Source organism: Mesorhizobium sp. M0051 (assembly GCF_040323235.1).
Lineage (GTDB): Bacteria > Pseudomonadota > Alphaproteobacteria > Rhizobiales > Rhizobiaceae > Mesorhizobium.
This window is the reverse complement of record NZ_JAMYUT010000024.1, coordinates 82,071-95,913: the sequence shown is the minus strand read 5'-3', so window position 1 is coordinate 95,913 and position 13,843 is coordinate 82,071. Positions and strand designations below refer to the sequence as shown.

General features: G+C 58.6%; 11 protein-coding genes. 5 read left to right on the top strand and 6 right to left on the bottom strand.

The window, feature by feature from the left end; translation table 11 throughout:
* Nucleotides 1-8: 8 nt before the first annotated feature.
* From NKJ90_RS23225 to NKJ90_RS23215, 3 genes are all read right to left on the bottom strand, one after another.
* Entirely contained in the window at nt 9-1,829 is a 1,821-nt protein-coding gene (locus NKJ90_RS23225) for a type I secretion system permease/ATPase (protein ID WP_352486865.1), read from the bottom strand.
* Between the two features lie 495 nt (nt 1,830-2,324).
* The gene (locus NKJ90_RS23220) at nt 2,325-3,713 is read right to left on the bottom strand and encodes a polysaccharide biosynthesis/export family protein (RefSeq protein WP_352486856.1); all 1,389 of its coding nucleotides are present in this window, start codon (nt 3,711-3,713) and stop codon (nt 2,325-2,327) included.
* A gap of 131 nt (nt 3,714-3,844) precedes the next feature.
* Complete coding sequence (locus tag NKJ90_RS23215; RefSeq protein ID WP_352486854.1) at nt 3,845-5,065, bottom strand: glycosyltransferase; 1,221 nt, start codon at nt 5,063-5,065, stop codon at nt 3,845-3,847.
* Here NKJ90_RS23215 and NKJ90_RS23210 point away from each other — a divergent pair.
* Nucleotides 5,051-5,224, top strand: a complete 174-nt coding sequence (locus NKJ90_RS23210; protein WP_352486853.1) for a hypothetical protein — start codon at nt 5,051-5,053, stop codon at nt 5,222-5,224. The genes NKJ90_RS23215 and NKJ90_RS23210 overlap by 15 nt on opposite strands.
* A gap of 36 nt (nt 5,225-5,260) precedes the next feature.
* On the opposite strand, the gene NKJ90_RS23205 is transcribed toward NKJ90_RS23210, so the two are convergent.
* The 3 genes from NKJ90_RS23205 to NKJ90_RS23195 form a co-directional block, all read right to left on the bottom strand.
* Nucleotides 5,261-6,883: a hypothetical protein gene (locus NKJ90_RS23205; RefSeq protein ID WP_352486852.1), complete on the bottom strand. Its 1,623-nt coding sequence runs from the start codon at nt 6,881-6,883 to the stop codon at nt 5,261-5,263.
* 394 nt (nt 6,884-7,277) lie between these two features.
* Nucleotides 7,278-7,835 (bottom strand): transcription termination/antitermination protein NusG, encoded by a 558-nt coding sequence (gene nusG, locus NKJ90_RS23200; RefSeq protein ID WP_352486851.1) that lies wholly within the window; start codon nt 7,833-7,835, stop codon nt 7,278-7,280.
* Nucleotides 7,836-7,854: 19 nt separating this feature from the next.
* On the bottom strand, nt 7,855-9,951 hold the full coding sequence (locus NKJ90_RS23195; RefSeq protein WP_352486850.1) for a GumC family protein: 2,097 nt from the start codon (nt 9,949-9,951) through the stop codon (nt 7,855-7,857).
* 433 nt (nt 9,952-10,384) lie between these two features.
* On the opposite strand from NKJ90_RS23195, the gene NKJ90_RS23190 reads away from it, so the two are divergent.
* The 4 genes from NKJ90_RS23190 (at nt 10,385) to NKJ90_RS23175 (ending at nt 13,841) form a co-directional block, all read left to right on the top strand.
* Entirely contained in the window at nt 10,385-10,954 is a 570-nt protein-coding gene (locus tag NKJ90_RS23190; protein WP_352486848.1) for a hypothetical protein, read from the top strand.
* A gap of 259 nt (nt 10,955-11,213) precedes the next feature.
* Entirely contained in the window at nt 11,214-11,981 is a 768-nt protein-coding gene (locus tag NKJ90_RS23185; protein ID WP_023756876.1) for a Crp/Fnr family transcriptional regulator, read from the top strand.
* A gap of 629 nt (nt 11,982-12,610) precedes the next feature.
* Entirely contained in the window at nt 12,611-13,051 is a 441-nt protein-coding gene (locus NKJ90_RS23180; protein ID WP_352486846.1) for a hypothetical protein, read from the top strand.
* Between the two features lie 334 nt (nt 13,052-13,385).
* Nucleotides 13,386-13,841 carry a hypothetical protein gene (locus NKJ90_RS23175; RefSeq protein ID WP_245266370.1) on the top strand — a complete coding sequence of 152 codons (456 nt, stop codon included), beginning with the start codon at nt 13,386-13,388 and terminating at the stop codon, nt 13,839-13,841.
* Nucleotides 13,842-13,843: the final 2 nt, after the last annotated feature.

The window sequence follows — 13,843 nt, the reverse complement described above, 5'->3', positions numbered from 1 at the left end:
GCAAGTCGTCAATTCGGCAGTTGAGGAGAGGTTGAAACCGGCCGCAGGCCCTCGGTATTGACCTGCATCGGAAACAGCTTGGACAGGACGGACTGCTTCGTTCCAAACATGTGCATCTGCCCTTCTTTCATCATCAGCACGAAATCCACGGTGGTGAGAATGTTCGGCCGGTGCGCGACGATCACCACGATGCCTCGGCGTGCCTTGATTGCGAGGATCGCCTCGGCAAGCGCCCGTTCGCCTTCCATGTCGAGATTGGAGTTGGGCTCGTCGAGGACGACCAGGAACGGATTTCGGTAGAGTGCGCGTGCCAAAGCAACGCGCTGGCGCTGCCCTGCTGACAACGCGGTTCCGCCCTCTCCGATCTGCGTCTCGTAGCCATTGGGAAAGCTGATGATCAGTTGATGGACACCCGCCGCGCGGGCGGCGGCGACGATGGCCTTCGGGTCCGATCCAGGATCGAAGCGGGCGATGTTGGCGGCAACCGTTCCCGCGAACAGTTCGACGTCCTGCGGAAGGTAACCTATATGGCGGCCAAGACGCTCCGACGACCACTGATCGAGCGCGGCGCCATCAAGCTTGACACGCCCCGCCAGCGGTCGCCATGCGCCGACCAGCCCACGAGCCAGGCTGGATTTGCCGGAACCACTTGGTCCGATGATGCCAAGCACCGAGCCGGCGTCCAGGCTGAATTCCACACCTCGCACGATGATCCGTTGCGCGCCCGGCGCGCCGATCGTCATGCGCTCCACCGTCAAGTTCGAACCGGGAACCGGAAGTGCCATCGGCTGGGCGTCTTGCGGCAATCGGGCGAGCACCTGGCTCAGCCTGCTCCAGCTCTGGCGTGCGGCCACGAAGGTACGCCAATGGGCGATGGCAAGATCGACGGGCGCAAGCGCTCGGCCCGCAAGGATGGAGCCGGCGATGATGATCCCGGACGTAGCCTCGCCCTGGATCACCAGCCAGGCCCCTATGCCAAGCATTGCCGACTGGAGCATCAGCCGCAAGGCGCGGGCGAAGCTGCCGAAGCCGCCTACGATATCGCTGACATGCTGCTGTTGCGTGAGGTATTCGCGGCTCGCCTCCCGCCAATGGTCGTGCAGGCGGTTGCCCATGCCCATCGCCGCGAGGACCTCCGCGTTGCGGCGACTGGCCTCGGCAAAGCCGTTGCGCATCACACCTGTCGAAACCGCGGCGCCCATTGGTTTGCGCGTAAAGACCTCGGTCGCTGCCGTCAGCGCCACCAACACGATTGCACCGCAAATCGCCGTAATCCCGAGCGTCGGATGAAGGCTCCATATGATTGCCAGGTAAAAGGGCATCCACGGAAAGTCGAAAAGCGTGCTAGGCCCCGGGCTCGACAGAAATATGCGGACGTTGTCGAGATCGCGCTGCGGCTGCAGCCCATCGCCCTGGTGGCCGATGTACAAGGGCAGCCTGGACACGGCTGTAAATACACGTCCTCCGACCGCTTCGTCCAGTTCAACACCGATCCGGGTCATAATGCGGCCGCGCACGAGATCGACGACCGCCTGCCCGACAAACAGCACGCCGGCCAATATCGCCATGGCTACGAGAGTCGGAACGCTGCGGCTTGGCAGTACGCGATCGTAGACCTGCAACATGAACATCGCACCGGTCAGCATGAGGATGTTGCTCACGCCGCTAAAAACCGCGACGCCCGCGAATGCTGCCTTGCAGGAACGCAACGCATAGGCCAGTTCCGAACCGGGCGCCGGCTGGATGCTCCCTGCCGAGGGCTGGGCGTCGGCGTTTGCGAGCGCGCTTGGCAAACCGCCCCTTCGCCTTGCCTTGCGGGCGACTGCCATGAGCAGCAAGCCCAGGGCCGCGATCGCCAGCCCAACCAGAAGAGCGTCCGGACCGGGCAGCAGGACATCGGAAAGATGGCCCCAGCCCCGCACAAGATCGGTCCACGGTCGCGGCAGCCAGTTCCTGCCGAGATCAACGAGGCGCGGCAGGAATGCAACTCCCGCAAGCGCAAGAGCGAGGAGGAGCAGGATTGCTCCTGGAATGCGCGATCGGACGATGGAGCGGTGGCGCGGAGCATTGCGCACCGTCGTCTTGCGGCGCGCCGTTGCACGCAGGAGATTGAGCCGCCTCTGCTCCATTTTGGCATGGGAATTCGTCCGGCGGAAGCGGTTTGCCACGACTGTCAGTGCTGCCCCAAGGATCATGTCAAACCCCTGAGGTGCCAAGGCCGGACTATGTCGGTCCGTTCAAGGCACAACGAACCCAGGCGCGTTGCGAAGCGACGATCGCGGCCCTGAAGCAAAGCCTTGCTCGAGGAAGTGGGCATGTTCGTGCTATTGGCCGACAATGCTTGGCTGGAGGGCCGGGCCCTCAGCTTTTGGGCCCCCCATTGTTCCGGAAGTGTCCGGTGCGTAGAACCCTTTGTTGGCTACAATCGAGACCTCGATGACATCGCCAGCGAGGACTTCCGTATTTTCATCGGCGATGATGTCGTGGGCGACTTTCTGGTCGCGCCTGAAAATCGAAATCTTCACAGAGCCTTGCAAGTCGTCGAACGTCCTCTGTTCGCCGTAGGTAAAGATAAAGAGAAGCTTGTCGGCAACGTACCTTATTTGACTTTGAATCTTTCCCAGCTCGACCTGCGTGTCCTGCGCTTGCGAGATCAGATCCATTTCATAACTCTGCTTCTTTTTCCTCAGCTCACTCTCCGAGGTCAGCATCGCCTGCTGCGCCTGCTCCTGCTGCAACTCGGTCTGCGCAAGTTCGGCGCGATAGCTGGTATGTGCTCGTTCCGCCGTCATGACATTCGAATTGGTTACCAGACCTTTTTCCCGCAGTGACCGGGCGGATTGCAGTTCCTCGAGTTGAATATTCGCGGTCTTTTCCCGCTCCGTTCGGGCTGCAGCGACCATATCCGCTTCCTTCCTGGCCCGATCCAACGAGACCTCAAGGAATGAAATGTCGTCCCGATATGCGGCAAGGCGGGCGTCCAACTGCGCCTGTTCGGACGCTACGATGTCGACTATCAAGTGTCCGCCAAACTCGACTGGCGGATCCGGCGGAGCGACGAAGGATTTGTCCTGCCGGCTTTCCGCCTGGAGGCGGGCGAGCCGTACCTTCAGACGATATTCTTCGATCGCAAGACCTGCGCGCGCGCTGCGCAGATCAGCTATTTGCAAGGCCGGCTCCATGTTTCCGACGGCGGTAGCCCGGAAGCCACCGGCTATGGCCAGCGCATGGCGAACCGTTATTCCAGGTTGAAATGGATATGATCCGGGATGAGCCACCGTTCCGGAAATAAAGAACGGTCGGTACTGACTGATCTCCACCTTCACGAAAGGCTCGAGAATGAGCTTCTGCTGTTGTAATGCACGCTGAATGGCCTGCGAAAGAGCAACAGTGGTGAGGCCGCGCGCCTGAATATCGCCCAGCATGGGAAGTGATATCGAACCCCGATCATCGACCACCACATCCAGCGGATAGGATTGCTCGCCAATCACGGACACCCGCAGGATGTCACCGGTGTCGAACGCATATCCGTCCGCACGGGATACGCCAGCAGTGAGCAGAACAAAGGCAATGGCGAGGCCACCAATCATTGCGAGCATGCGGCCGGCCGCAAGTTCAAATCCGGGAAATTCAAATCCGGGAAAATGCCGTCGGCCCCAATCCTTCACTAGCAGAGGCTTGGAAGGAAATTGCTGGTCAGCACGCAAACGCATCGTCGTACTCCGTTGTCTTGTCTGCCGTCAGGACCAATCGACTTTCGTCGGCCGGAGCGTGACAGCAGGGTGTTCGTTGGGTTCGAGCAGTAAGCCTTGGGAATCCACGCTCCGTCGAAGGAGCAAAAGGATCAAAATCCGTGCAGTCCTACGGTTTGCTTGGTGAGGCCAGCGCGAATTTGCGCCTCGTTCGGTCGTGCGGCTGGAAGGGCTGACTCAAGAGCGGATTGATAAATCAACTCGACGCTATCGCACATGGCATCCAGCCCCCAGGACGAAAGGTCGGTGAGTTTCGCACTCTCAGCCAGTCGAGCGCGATACTGCTCGTTCTCAAGGAGATCGGCGACCGCCGCAGCTGCGGCACCCACATCTTCCGCCGGCGTCACGATTCCGTTTACGCCATGCTTCACGACCTCTTCCACTCCCGGCAGATGCGAAACCACACTTGCTCGACCGCCCGCCAGATACTGCATCATGACGCGAGGCAGTCCTTCTCGCATCGACGTCAGCACACACACGTCCGCCAGACTGATCAGTCGCTCAGGCTCGCTATGGTAGCCGATCATGCGAACGTTGTTTGCGAAAGGGGATCGTTGTATCGCCGATTCAACAGTGGATCGCGCCGGCCCTTCACCGGCCAGCAGCAGTCGCACGTTCGGAATTCGCTCGACGATCTGCCCAAATGCTTCAATGAACTCTACGTGGCGTTTTCGTGGTTCCAGTGCAGCCAGCATCAGCACCACCGGCGGCTTGGGCTCTCCGAAAGCCGTCCCCAGCAGGAGATGCGATTGTTGCGGCCACTGCGCGTTCGCGAAGCGTGTCAGATCGAAGCCGGAGTGGACGACGTGGTGCTGAGCGGCGCTACCCAAATGATTGGCGATGCAAATGTCGCGCATAGCCTGGCTGACATCGATGAAAGCCTGTGTGACCTTCGCGGCCAGGCGTTCGGCAGCCAGGTACATCAGGCTCTGCGCTTTGCCCACATGCACAAACGGTAAAATGTGCACGCCATGTATGATGCAAGGGATATTGGCTTCCCTCGCGGCAAGGCGGCCGACGATGCCAGCTTTGCTTTGATGTGTGTGCACGATGTCAGGCCGCCAATCGCGCATAAGGCGCGTGAGTTGCCCAAATGCAGAAATGTCGCGGGACGGTGAAATCGAGTTGATGAGTTTTTCCAGAGTCATGACCCGAACGGCTTCGGCAACGGACGCCCGCAAAATCGGGTCGTACTCCTCGCCGTGAACCAAAAGCACTTCATGGCCGTGCCGCGCCTGAGCGAGACAGCAGGCCAATGTGTTCTCTTCGGAACCTCCCCGAAGCAGTCGGGTGAGCACATGGACGATCTTCATTTGCGTGCACCTCTGGGCATCCGGGTTGGTACATCCCGGAAGATCGAGCGCATCGAGCAGCGGCGTTCGACAATTCTTTCGGCGGCCTTCCCGAGCATGGTCGGGATGTGGCAGGGCTGCCCGTTTGCGTTGGCTATGGTGGTGGATGTCGGCGGTTGAGCCGCCAGCTCTGTCTCTACAGGGACAGCTCTGTCTCTACAGAGACAGCCAGATATGCCTGAACAGTTCCTGACCGACCGCCTCTATGCCTGCGCTCGCGTCAATGGTTGGGATGTTCTTGTCCTTGGATCGCAGCTCCGCCATCAGCGATAGCCGGGCATCGAACGCTTCTTTCCTGATCTCACCGGGCTTTCGCTGCTCGGAGACCGCAAAATCTGAAACGAGGTGCAGAGTAAGGTGTGGCCGGCATTCTGCCATCTTCTGATAGAGTCTTTGCTCGAGCCGGGCGAGTGCCGACAAGCCTGGGATGGAGAACAGGTGCGGTGGAATCGTTGGCCCGTCCAGATACCCTCTGCAGATCGCCTGCGGCCACCTGTCACAAATGACGATCAGGCCGCGCGTCGCCCATCGATGTGCACGTTTCACGACGGCGTATCGCTCGAACGCAATCAAAACCGCCCACAATGCCAGCGCGGCAGCGACAAATCTTCCCTTCGACCAATTTCGACTGAGGGAATTGTCGTTATTGCGCTGAACCAAGGACTTAAGGCGGCGTCTATGGGGGAAAACCAGCGTCTGCAACGCTTTGCGAAGCCACCATCCATTGCCGTCTCCGGTTCCGACATAGGCTTGCGCACACCCGAACTTCCATCGAAATATCTGTGTCAGCCGCTCAGCCTGAGTGCTCTTCCCCATGCCATCGGGACCTATGAGCGCGACTACAAAGCCACCAGCCGCAGGCCGTCTCTTTGGTGGAAATCTGCCGGGCATCAAGTGCTGAAGAGATCTCAAGGCGAGATACGTGGTCTTGCGGGCCAGATGGATGGATGCATCGGCGATTTCGTAACGACCCGTGAAACCGCATACTTCTCGGATTGCGCGCCGCAACCTGGCAAGATCTCCGCGGTGGACGACCAAGCCGTCGGCGTTTTGCACAAACCTGCAGCTCACCGCTTTCCCGCCGGCAAACATGTATTCCACGACATCCACGCTTTGCTCGCTTGACGGAAATGGCAGGCGTGCAAATTGGTCCCTCCAAGCATCACCGACGGTGATCCATTGTCTCCAAGGCAATGCCCAGGCCCGAAAGGCGAAGCGGGCAATTGCTATTCGAATCTCGTCTTCGGGAGAGACGACCGGAATCGATACGCCGTCCACACAAATCGGCTCCCATCGTGTAATCGTCGCATAGTCGAATACCGGATATCGCTTGCGGAACTCCCAGCCGACGCGGAGCCCGATATGCATGTCGAGATGGAGATAGCGACCATGCGAAAAGTCAGGCAGGAACCAGTCCTCGCGGCCGGCGCAGACATTGTCGTAGCAAGACAGGCTGACGCCTCGACAGCCGTGCAGCTTGCTCACGATCGAGCAGAAGGCCGCGTAGTCGTGTTTGTCCAGGAGGACGTCCAGATCGTCCCGGCCCGCAAGCCCGTCTTGCAGGGATGCGAGATCCTGGATTATCCCGTACCTCAGGCCACTTTCGTTGAATGCTCGAAACATTTCGCTGGCGATCGGTAGGGCCGGTAACGCTTCAAGGGGGGCATTTCGGTCAGTTTGAGAGAAACCTGCATCTGCTTCGGTCCGCGACAGGCCCGCCCCAACCAACTTGGCTGGCGCCGGAACATTCAACCCCTCCGTCAACGCTTCGGCCGCCATGCTTGCCTTCGGCTCTGGAGTCCAGCGACGATGACGATACTGTTGTGGCCGCAGGCCATCCCAAGGCTCTCCAGGGGCCGCGGGACGTTGGCTTCCGGGGTTGGATCTGCGTGAAGGTTGCAAGGGGAATCCCCTAGTTGATCGCGTCGAGGGTTATTCGCACATCGTCGCCTCAAAAGGGGCTCGACCTGGCGGAGCTATATCCACGCCGATTGGGGCCGACTTCGTTGGGACGCAGCACCAAGGTTCTCACTGTCGACCCGCAGGCTCGGATGTCACCTTGCAAGCTGCCGCAGAGAGGGTGAATTGGGTGCCAACTCATTTCCTCATTGCCGGGTGGTTCCAGCATCTTGCGAGCGAACAGTTGTATTAATTGACAGCTAACGCATAGACTTCAAGAAACTATCGAGATTCTATCCCGGTCGATGGTAATCGGAATTGATCGGTTCATGATATCAAGAAGAATTCTGACAGCCCCGGCGCTACCGACATGATCAAGAATGCCAAGCTGGTCTGAGAACGGCCCATCTAATATCCTAATTCTTTGACCGGGCCTCAATAGAATGTCCGGATGAAAAATTCCGTCATCGTCGGTTGCTGATATCAAAGACTCAACTACGCCGTAAGGAGCCGGTATCGGCATTCCTTTGCTCATGACAATTTTCCGCACGCCGACGGTTGAGTTGATCGGGTACCAACTCTGCTGCTGAACAAGCGAGACGAACAGATAGCAGTCGAAATACGCACTGGAAACGGTTCTGACTATGCGAGCGTGCCGGACAGTCCGCCTCCGCTTGGGCAGATAGGTTCGGAAGTTTTGCGCTAGCAGGTGCCGCTCCGCCAAGCTCTCGGAATGCAGGTGCGTCTGGACCACGCACCAGCGCGCAGGTTCCCCGTCGTGGGCCTCCTCTAGCGGCTCCGGGAGGCGATGGTATAAGTCAGCGTGCTGCATGGCGGAATATCTGCTCTCTCTAGTTTAGATAGTAACTGTCCAAGACACTACTTTCGAGTGAAGTGTAGCGGCCATATCTCGGTAGCTTTGGCTCATCCACCATCGTCAGGGCGATGCCGGCAATCTTGGACCGGCCGCCAAGATGCCGAATTCCTTCGGCGACTGCCTCGCGCGAGGTCTCACGCCATCTCACGACAAAGAGAACTTTGTCGACATACCTCGCCAGGATCGAGGCATCGGCAGCAGGTCCAACAGGCGGTGCGTCTATGATCACCGTGTCGAATTTTCCGCGAAGCTCATCGAGGACCGAGCGCATTCGCACCGAAGCAAGAAGGGCAGGCGGGTTCCGGGTCCTTGCGCCGGCAGGGAGTAGGGAAATCCCCGAACGTTCGTCCAGATGAATTGCGTTTGCGGCCTTCACCGGCAAAGTCAGAAGGTCAACCAGCCCGATCCTGTCGGCCATGCCGAAGAAGGTCGTGGCAGCCGAAAGCCGCAAGTCCGCATCGATGACCAAGACCCGTTCGCCATCGGCAGCGGCGGAGCAGGCCAGGCTCAACACCAGGGTTGTCTTTCCTTCGCCGGGCATCGCAGATGTCACCAGCATGACGCGCGGCAAACGTGCCTGTTCGGGTGTTCCGTCGATACCCAGGCGGAGTCGCCGCACGGCTTCGCTATATCTGGAGAGGGGTCTGCGTTCGAGATAGGCCACAGGCTGGGCAAGCGACTGGGCGTCCCTCGACCAGCCCGACATTCTTGGCATGGACGCGAGAACCGGAACCGCCAGCTCGTCCTCTATCTGCTTCTTTGCCATGAAGCCCGAGGCGAAAAGCTCACGAAGTACGGCGCCTGCGCCTCCGACGAAGAGGCCTAGGACGAGTCCCAAGGCCGCAAAAAGAGGCCTGTTCGGGAAGCTTGGCGAACCCGGAACACCTGCGTCCGTTATCACGCGTACGCCGCTGTTGAGGAGGGTGGACTTCTCCTCGGTGAGCTTGGCGCGTGAAAGGAATGTCTCGAAGAGCTCCTTGTTCGCGGCCGCAATCCTCTCCAGATCGCGCAGCTGGACGCCAACCTGACCTTCGACCTCGGATCGGTTGGATACCGAATCCAAGGCTCGCTTCAGTGAAGCCTCCCGGGCTTCTGCGGCGTCGACTTCATTCTTTAGATTGCCGATGAGACGCTGAACTTCAGCTGCAATCTGCCCCTCGATGTCGCGGCGCTCGGCCTGGGCGGTCATGACATCCGGATGCCGTTCGCCATATTTCAACTTAAGGTCGGCTTCCCGCCGTGTCACTCCAGAGAGCTGAGCCCGAAGCGCGCTGATCACCACAGACTGCAATACATCCGGTATCGACTGGATGTCGCCTCCGCTAGCCAGCAATTTGTCGACCTGAGAAAATTGGGCCCGCTTCTCGGACAATTCGGCGCTTGCGTTAATCAAGGCGATATTCAACTCGGACAGCTGCTGATCAGTCAGACTGCCTGCTGGAGTCGCCAATAAATTGTGATCGATCCGAAACTTCTGGACAGTTTGTTCCGAGCGGCTCAGCTCCTCGCGCAAAGAGGCGGCCCGCTCAGTGAGCCATGTGGATGCTTTTCTGGCTCCTTCGTAACGCGACCTTACGCGATCAGCGAGGTAGGTCTGGGAAATCGCGTTGGCCAGGGATGCTGCTTTTTCCGGATCGTAAGCGGTCACTGAAATCTCAATAACGTCCGCCATTCCGACGCGTGAGACTCCCAGTGAACCCTTCAGCCATTCCAGTGCCCCCAACCCGATCCTTGGGTCTTCTGTGAGCTTTTCACTGTCGACGACCTTTTGAAGGAGCGAGGTGGATCTCAGAACTGCGATCTGACTTTCAATAAATGTTGAATTGTCGGCAAAATCAGAATTCGAATAATCCTGCGGAGTCATATAGTCGATCGGGGCATCGAGTAAGACTTGTGCAGACCCCGTGTAGGATGGAGGAAGGACGTAGGCGGCGACCACAAATATGCCGAAGGTCAGCGCTGCAATGCAACATACCAGCTTCCACCGGCGGAGAAAGAAATCAAGGATCTCTCTCACGTCGAGCGGAAGTAACTCTCGGGTCATGATAGGATTGTCAGTTGGACTTGCCATTTCCGAATCCTTGCAAACACCAGCGCAAACAGCAGCACAAGTTCCGCCCCTCCAGCGTTGGCTGGATGTGCTTCACTTCAAAATAGTTCGGGCAGTTGCCTGTTAAGCGCTCACAGCGCACGAGTTGTAGGGGTTCGCGCCCCCCTTACGACATGTCCAGATCGCTCTCTTCCGCCTACCGACCGACGGCATCGCCCGTCAGCCGGAAACATAACAGCTTCGCGGACATCCCCGCCATTACCATTATTGAGTAGTAAATCGGCTAAAGGTCGATCTGGTCTACCCGGCAGGCCTTCCAGACCTTAGGAAGTCGCCGGACCATACATCTCTCTCCCGCGCTGCGGCGTACAGGGCGCGCGGGAGCGTCTGCATCGCTGACGACAAGAAAGCGGCCGGCCTCGTCTAGTCTGAGCTCGTCTAGTCTGAGGTTGATATGGAAACTTACAGCGAAATTGTTCCGGGCCTCTTAGATTGGATTGCCAACAGACCGGCAGCCATTCTGATTCTGTCCGCTACGTGGCCGTTGATGCTTCTCTTGGAGAAAGGCAGGTTGCTGGGCTATGGGGCCCTTGCCGTTTCTATTGGGGCCGGCACCTTGATTGTGTTCGGCATCGAAAGCTCTGTAGGAGCGGTCATTGTCATACTTGCCTACGCTTTGCTGGTTTCAGTTGCACTGCTTTCCACCCGGAAGCGTCTAAGCCAAATCGAGGATCGCCTTGCATTGGTCATTTCGGCACTCGATGACCTCGAAGTTGCCGAAGAAAGACGGCAGACTTACAGCGCCAAGCGTCCCTCGATCTCGCGGCTTCACCTGCGCCGAAAACCGGCAACCAGCCCTATGGATCGTCCCGAAAGTGAGACGCAGGTGATCCCTGGTGGTCCGCCATGGCAAGAGCTACAACGGCCCGATCCGCCCATTGAGCCCGCGGCTCCGGCTTCAACTCGACCAGCAGGACCCGACTTGCTTTCGGAAAAGCGTCTAACCGGGCTGTTCTCAAGTTGAACAGCCGCCGCTTGGCGACGGTTTCAACCAGTGAGGTGTCGCAGCGGTGATGGTCCGCCGGGCGCAGCCCAAAGGACAAGTTCGACCGCGGGTGTTGGCTGCTGGCAGCCCAGGGGCAATTTGCCGAGGCCTATCCGGTGGGTAGATTGAGAGACTGCTGGATGGTGAACTTACACCCAAGGTGGTAAGGTTGTGCCCTGGGGAGGTAGACCGGAACGCCATTCGGATGAAAATATAAGCGGAACTTTTTGTGTAGTTGATGGTTAGTAGCTTCAGGTTGATTGAAGGGGCAATCGACGGCTGGGGTGATCAAGACAAAATGAGCTTATCAAAGCAGGCTCTTGATTTGGGACGGGGACCTACGCTCGCCGACGCGAGTTGGGAAAGGGGGATCTCCGTATTGCCGGGAGCTGTGCGTCGCTTCTATCCGGCGAACACGGTGATCGCGCGCGAGCATCGGGCTAAATCCTTCATCCTGGTTGTGACTGCGGGGTGGGCTGCATTCGGCAAAACGTTGCGGAATGGCTCGCGTCTCATCGTCGATTTTGCGCTTCCTCGCGAAATTTCCCTGGTCGAGTTCTGCGGGGAAGGGGGCGAGACGGTAACGGCTCTCTCCGATGTGACCGCGATCGAGTTGACCGGCCCTGTCCATACTTGTTTTTCGCGCTATCCGCAGTCCTTTTGCGAGGCTATCCTGCTGGCTGAGGCAAGGCGGCACTCAAGGGTTGCGGAACATCTGGCAGGAGTCAGTAGACGGGGACCTGTGGAACGCACGGCCCATCTTCTTCTCGAACTGGGCTGCCGAGCACATCGATCGGCAACGAGTTATCCGGACCGCTTTGAATGCCCGCTGACCCAGGCCGAGCTGGCCGATGCGTTGGGGCTTTCGGCTGTACATGTAAGTCGCGTGTTGAAGGATTTGCGAGAAAGCGGACTGGCTTCATTCCGCAATGGTGTGGTCGAGTTGCATGATCATGCGGGACTGATCAAAACGGCCGGATTTGATCGGTCTTACATTTCGAGCTGACATCATTCTGATCTCAACTGCGGCCGGCTCTCTCCCTGGGGGGTGCTTGGTTGATTCCACGCCGTTGGCGACATCAACTGGGCCTCGTTGCGCATCAGTCTTTAGATCGGATCCCCAACCGTCGCCGCTACCAGAGCGTAACGGAAATGGCCGGTGCGGGGGGCAGCCCTCCGGGGACGTGAGGACCGCACCGGCCATTGCGGCGGGCTTAGGTTACGCACCCGCACCGGTCAATTTTACAGGGCCTCTTAGCAGAGACGCAATTAATCCTATTGGTGGTGCCCAGCAATACCGTCTTTGGCCAATATAGGTGAAACGGAAATGGCCAAAGATTAAAACGTCAACGATGCAAGGCGTCTAAATCGAGCGTAAGAATCCGCATCGGCGCTAACGGGGCTCAACACAGCGCCATTCCCAAAGCAGGCAGATCGGTGCGGCACGGCTTCGCGCCCAACGGACCGGTAGCCATTCCGCCCAAGACAGAGCTAGGCGAAGCTTTTCAGAACCAGATCGTCCGATGCTATGCTACTCGCCGTCTAGTTCTTTTGACTTGTGAGCTTAACCAAGTAGTGGAATGGACCGAACGTCACATGACGTCGTAGCGTTTTATTTCGGCGCGGGGAGGTCATATGACGATACAATTAGAAATCAATGACTTGTTAGAAATTGCGGCGTACCGGCGAACCATCAGGAATCTCGACCACGCCTATGACATCGACCTGGCAAATGCTTGCACACCTGCGCAACGGGAAAAGTTAGAGTACCGACACTATTGGGAAACATTGATATACTATGAACAGATTGCGGAGATAAAGACCCGGCGGCTGATCCGGAAGGCGGATTATCTCAATATGTCGATTGCTTGCGCGGACGACAACAGCCCAATGTGGAGAAGATCGTCTCAGCTCAACAGCTGGGTACTGACGCCACTTGGTTGCTCTGAAGTCCAAAACATGATCGGTCAAGAACGCAAAGACCGCCGAGAGCGCGCCAGGACTACCTGGGCTAGCGCGATCACCGGCCCACTCACCCGGCTGGTGGCTGTTTGGCTGCTTGCGCGTGGGCACTAGCCGCAGAGGCGGTTCGCGCATGCGTCCAATGGGCTGACGTCCCTGGATATCCGCGTTCACGATGAGCAATATCTGAGGCTTGCCGCCCAGTTCAAAGACCCCGAGGGTTCTTCGAACGGCGGACGGGCCGGGTTGTTCCATGACGGCAAGCAATCGCGGCCAACCTCCACAGCCATCAGGACATTTTTGATGGAAGCGTTAAGCCTTGCGCAATCTATGCAGTCTATTCTGGCTGGCAGATTGGCGAGGGAACATGAAACGCAAGCCGCTTCTGCTTTTTGCCTTCCCGTTTCTCATTCTTGCGATCCTGGCAGGGGAGCGCATGGCGACGTTCTTGCTGGGCGCCTATCCGGCCAGCCCCACCGCATGGTGGATATGGCTTGAACTGCGTCCGTTGGCGACGATGCTTTGGCAGCAGGTCGATTTCAATCTGGGGGGCTCGATGGCTCTCGACGCAGCCATCCTTGCCGCGGCATCGATCGTCTGCTGGATGGCGTGCAACACCAGAAGGTCGGCTTTCTTCTTCCTCGCCAACCACGTCGCCCTGATTTTCGCCGGGCTGATGATCGCGACCGGCAGCCACTCGGAAACGGCGAGCACGATCGCCGCGTTCACGTCGCCCAGCGGCCTTCCATTCTCGCTGGCGGTTGATTTCACCCTGAAGAACAGCCTGGTGCTGCTTCTGGGCGTCACGGCCTGTGCATACTGCCACATCGCCTTCCTCGGCGAAGCGCGGGCGCGGACCGAAGCCCGGTCCATCCGCAGCCTGGCCCTGCAGCGCGATCTCTAAAC

Excerpts from the sequence above, each read along its gene's own strand:
- NKJ90_RS23225 (WP_352486865.1), bottom strand. The coding sequence starts at position 1,829 with ATGGCAGTCGCCCGCAAGGCAAGGCGAAGGGGCGGTTTGCCAAGCGCG.
- NKJ90_RS23220 (WP_352486856.1), bottom strand. The coding sequence starts at position 3,713 with ATGCGTTTGCGTGCTGACCAGCAATTTCCTTCCAAGCCTCTGCTAGTG.
- NKJ90_RS23210 (WP_352486853.1), top strand. The coding sequence starts at position 5,051 with ATGGACGATCTTCATTTGCGTGCACCTCTGGGCATCCGGGTTGGTACA.
- NKJ90_RS23215 (WP_352486854.1), bottom strand. The coding sequence starts at position 5,065 with ATGAAGATCGTCCATGTGCTCACCCGACTGCTTCGGGGAGGTTCCGAA.
- NKJ90_RS23205 (WP_352486852.1), bottom strand. The coding sequence starts at position 6,883 with ATGGCGGCCGAAGCGTTGACGGAGGGGTTGAATGTTCCGGCGCCAGCC.
- nusG (WP_352486851.1), bottom strand. The coding sequence starts at position 7,835 with ATGCAGCACGCTGACTTATACCATCGCCTCCCGGAGCCGCTAGAGGAG.
- NKJ90_RS23195 (WP_352486850.1), bottom strand. The coding sequence starts at position 9,951 with ATGGCAAGTCCAACTGACAATCCTATCATGACCCGAGAGTTACTTCCG.
- NKJ90_RS23190 (WP_352486848.1), top strand. The coding sequence starts at position 10,385 with ATGGAAACTTACAGCGAAATTGTTCCGGGCCTCTTAGATTGGATTGCC.
- NKJ90_RS23185 (WP_023756876.1), top strand. The coding sequence starts at position 11,214 with ATGGTTAGTAGCTTCAGGTTGATTGAAGGGGCAATCGACGGCTGGGGT.
- NKJ90_RS23180 (WP_352486846.1), top strand. The coding sequence starts at position 12,611 with ATGACGATACAATTAGAAATCAATGACTTGTTAGAAATTGCGGCGTAC.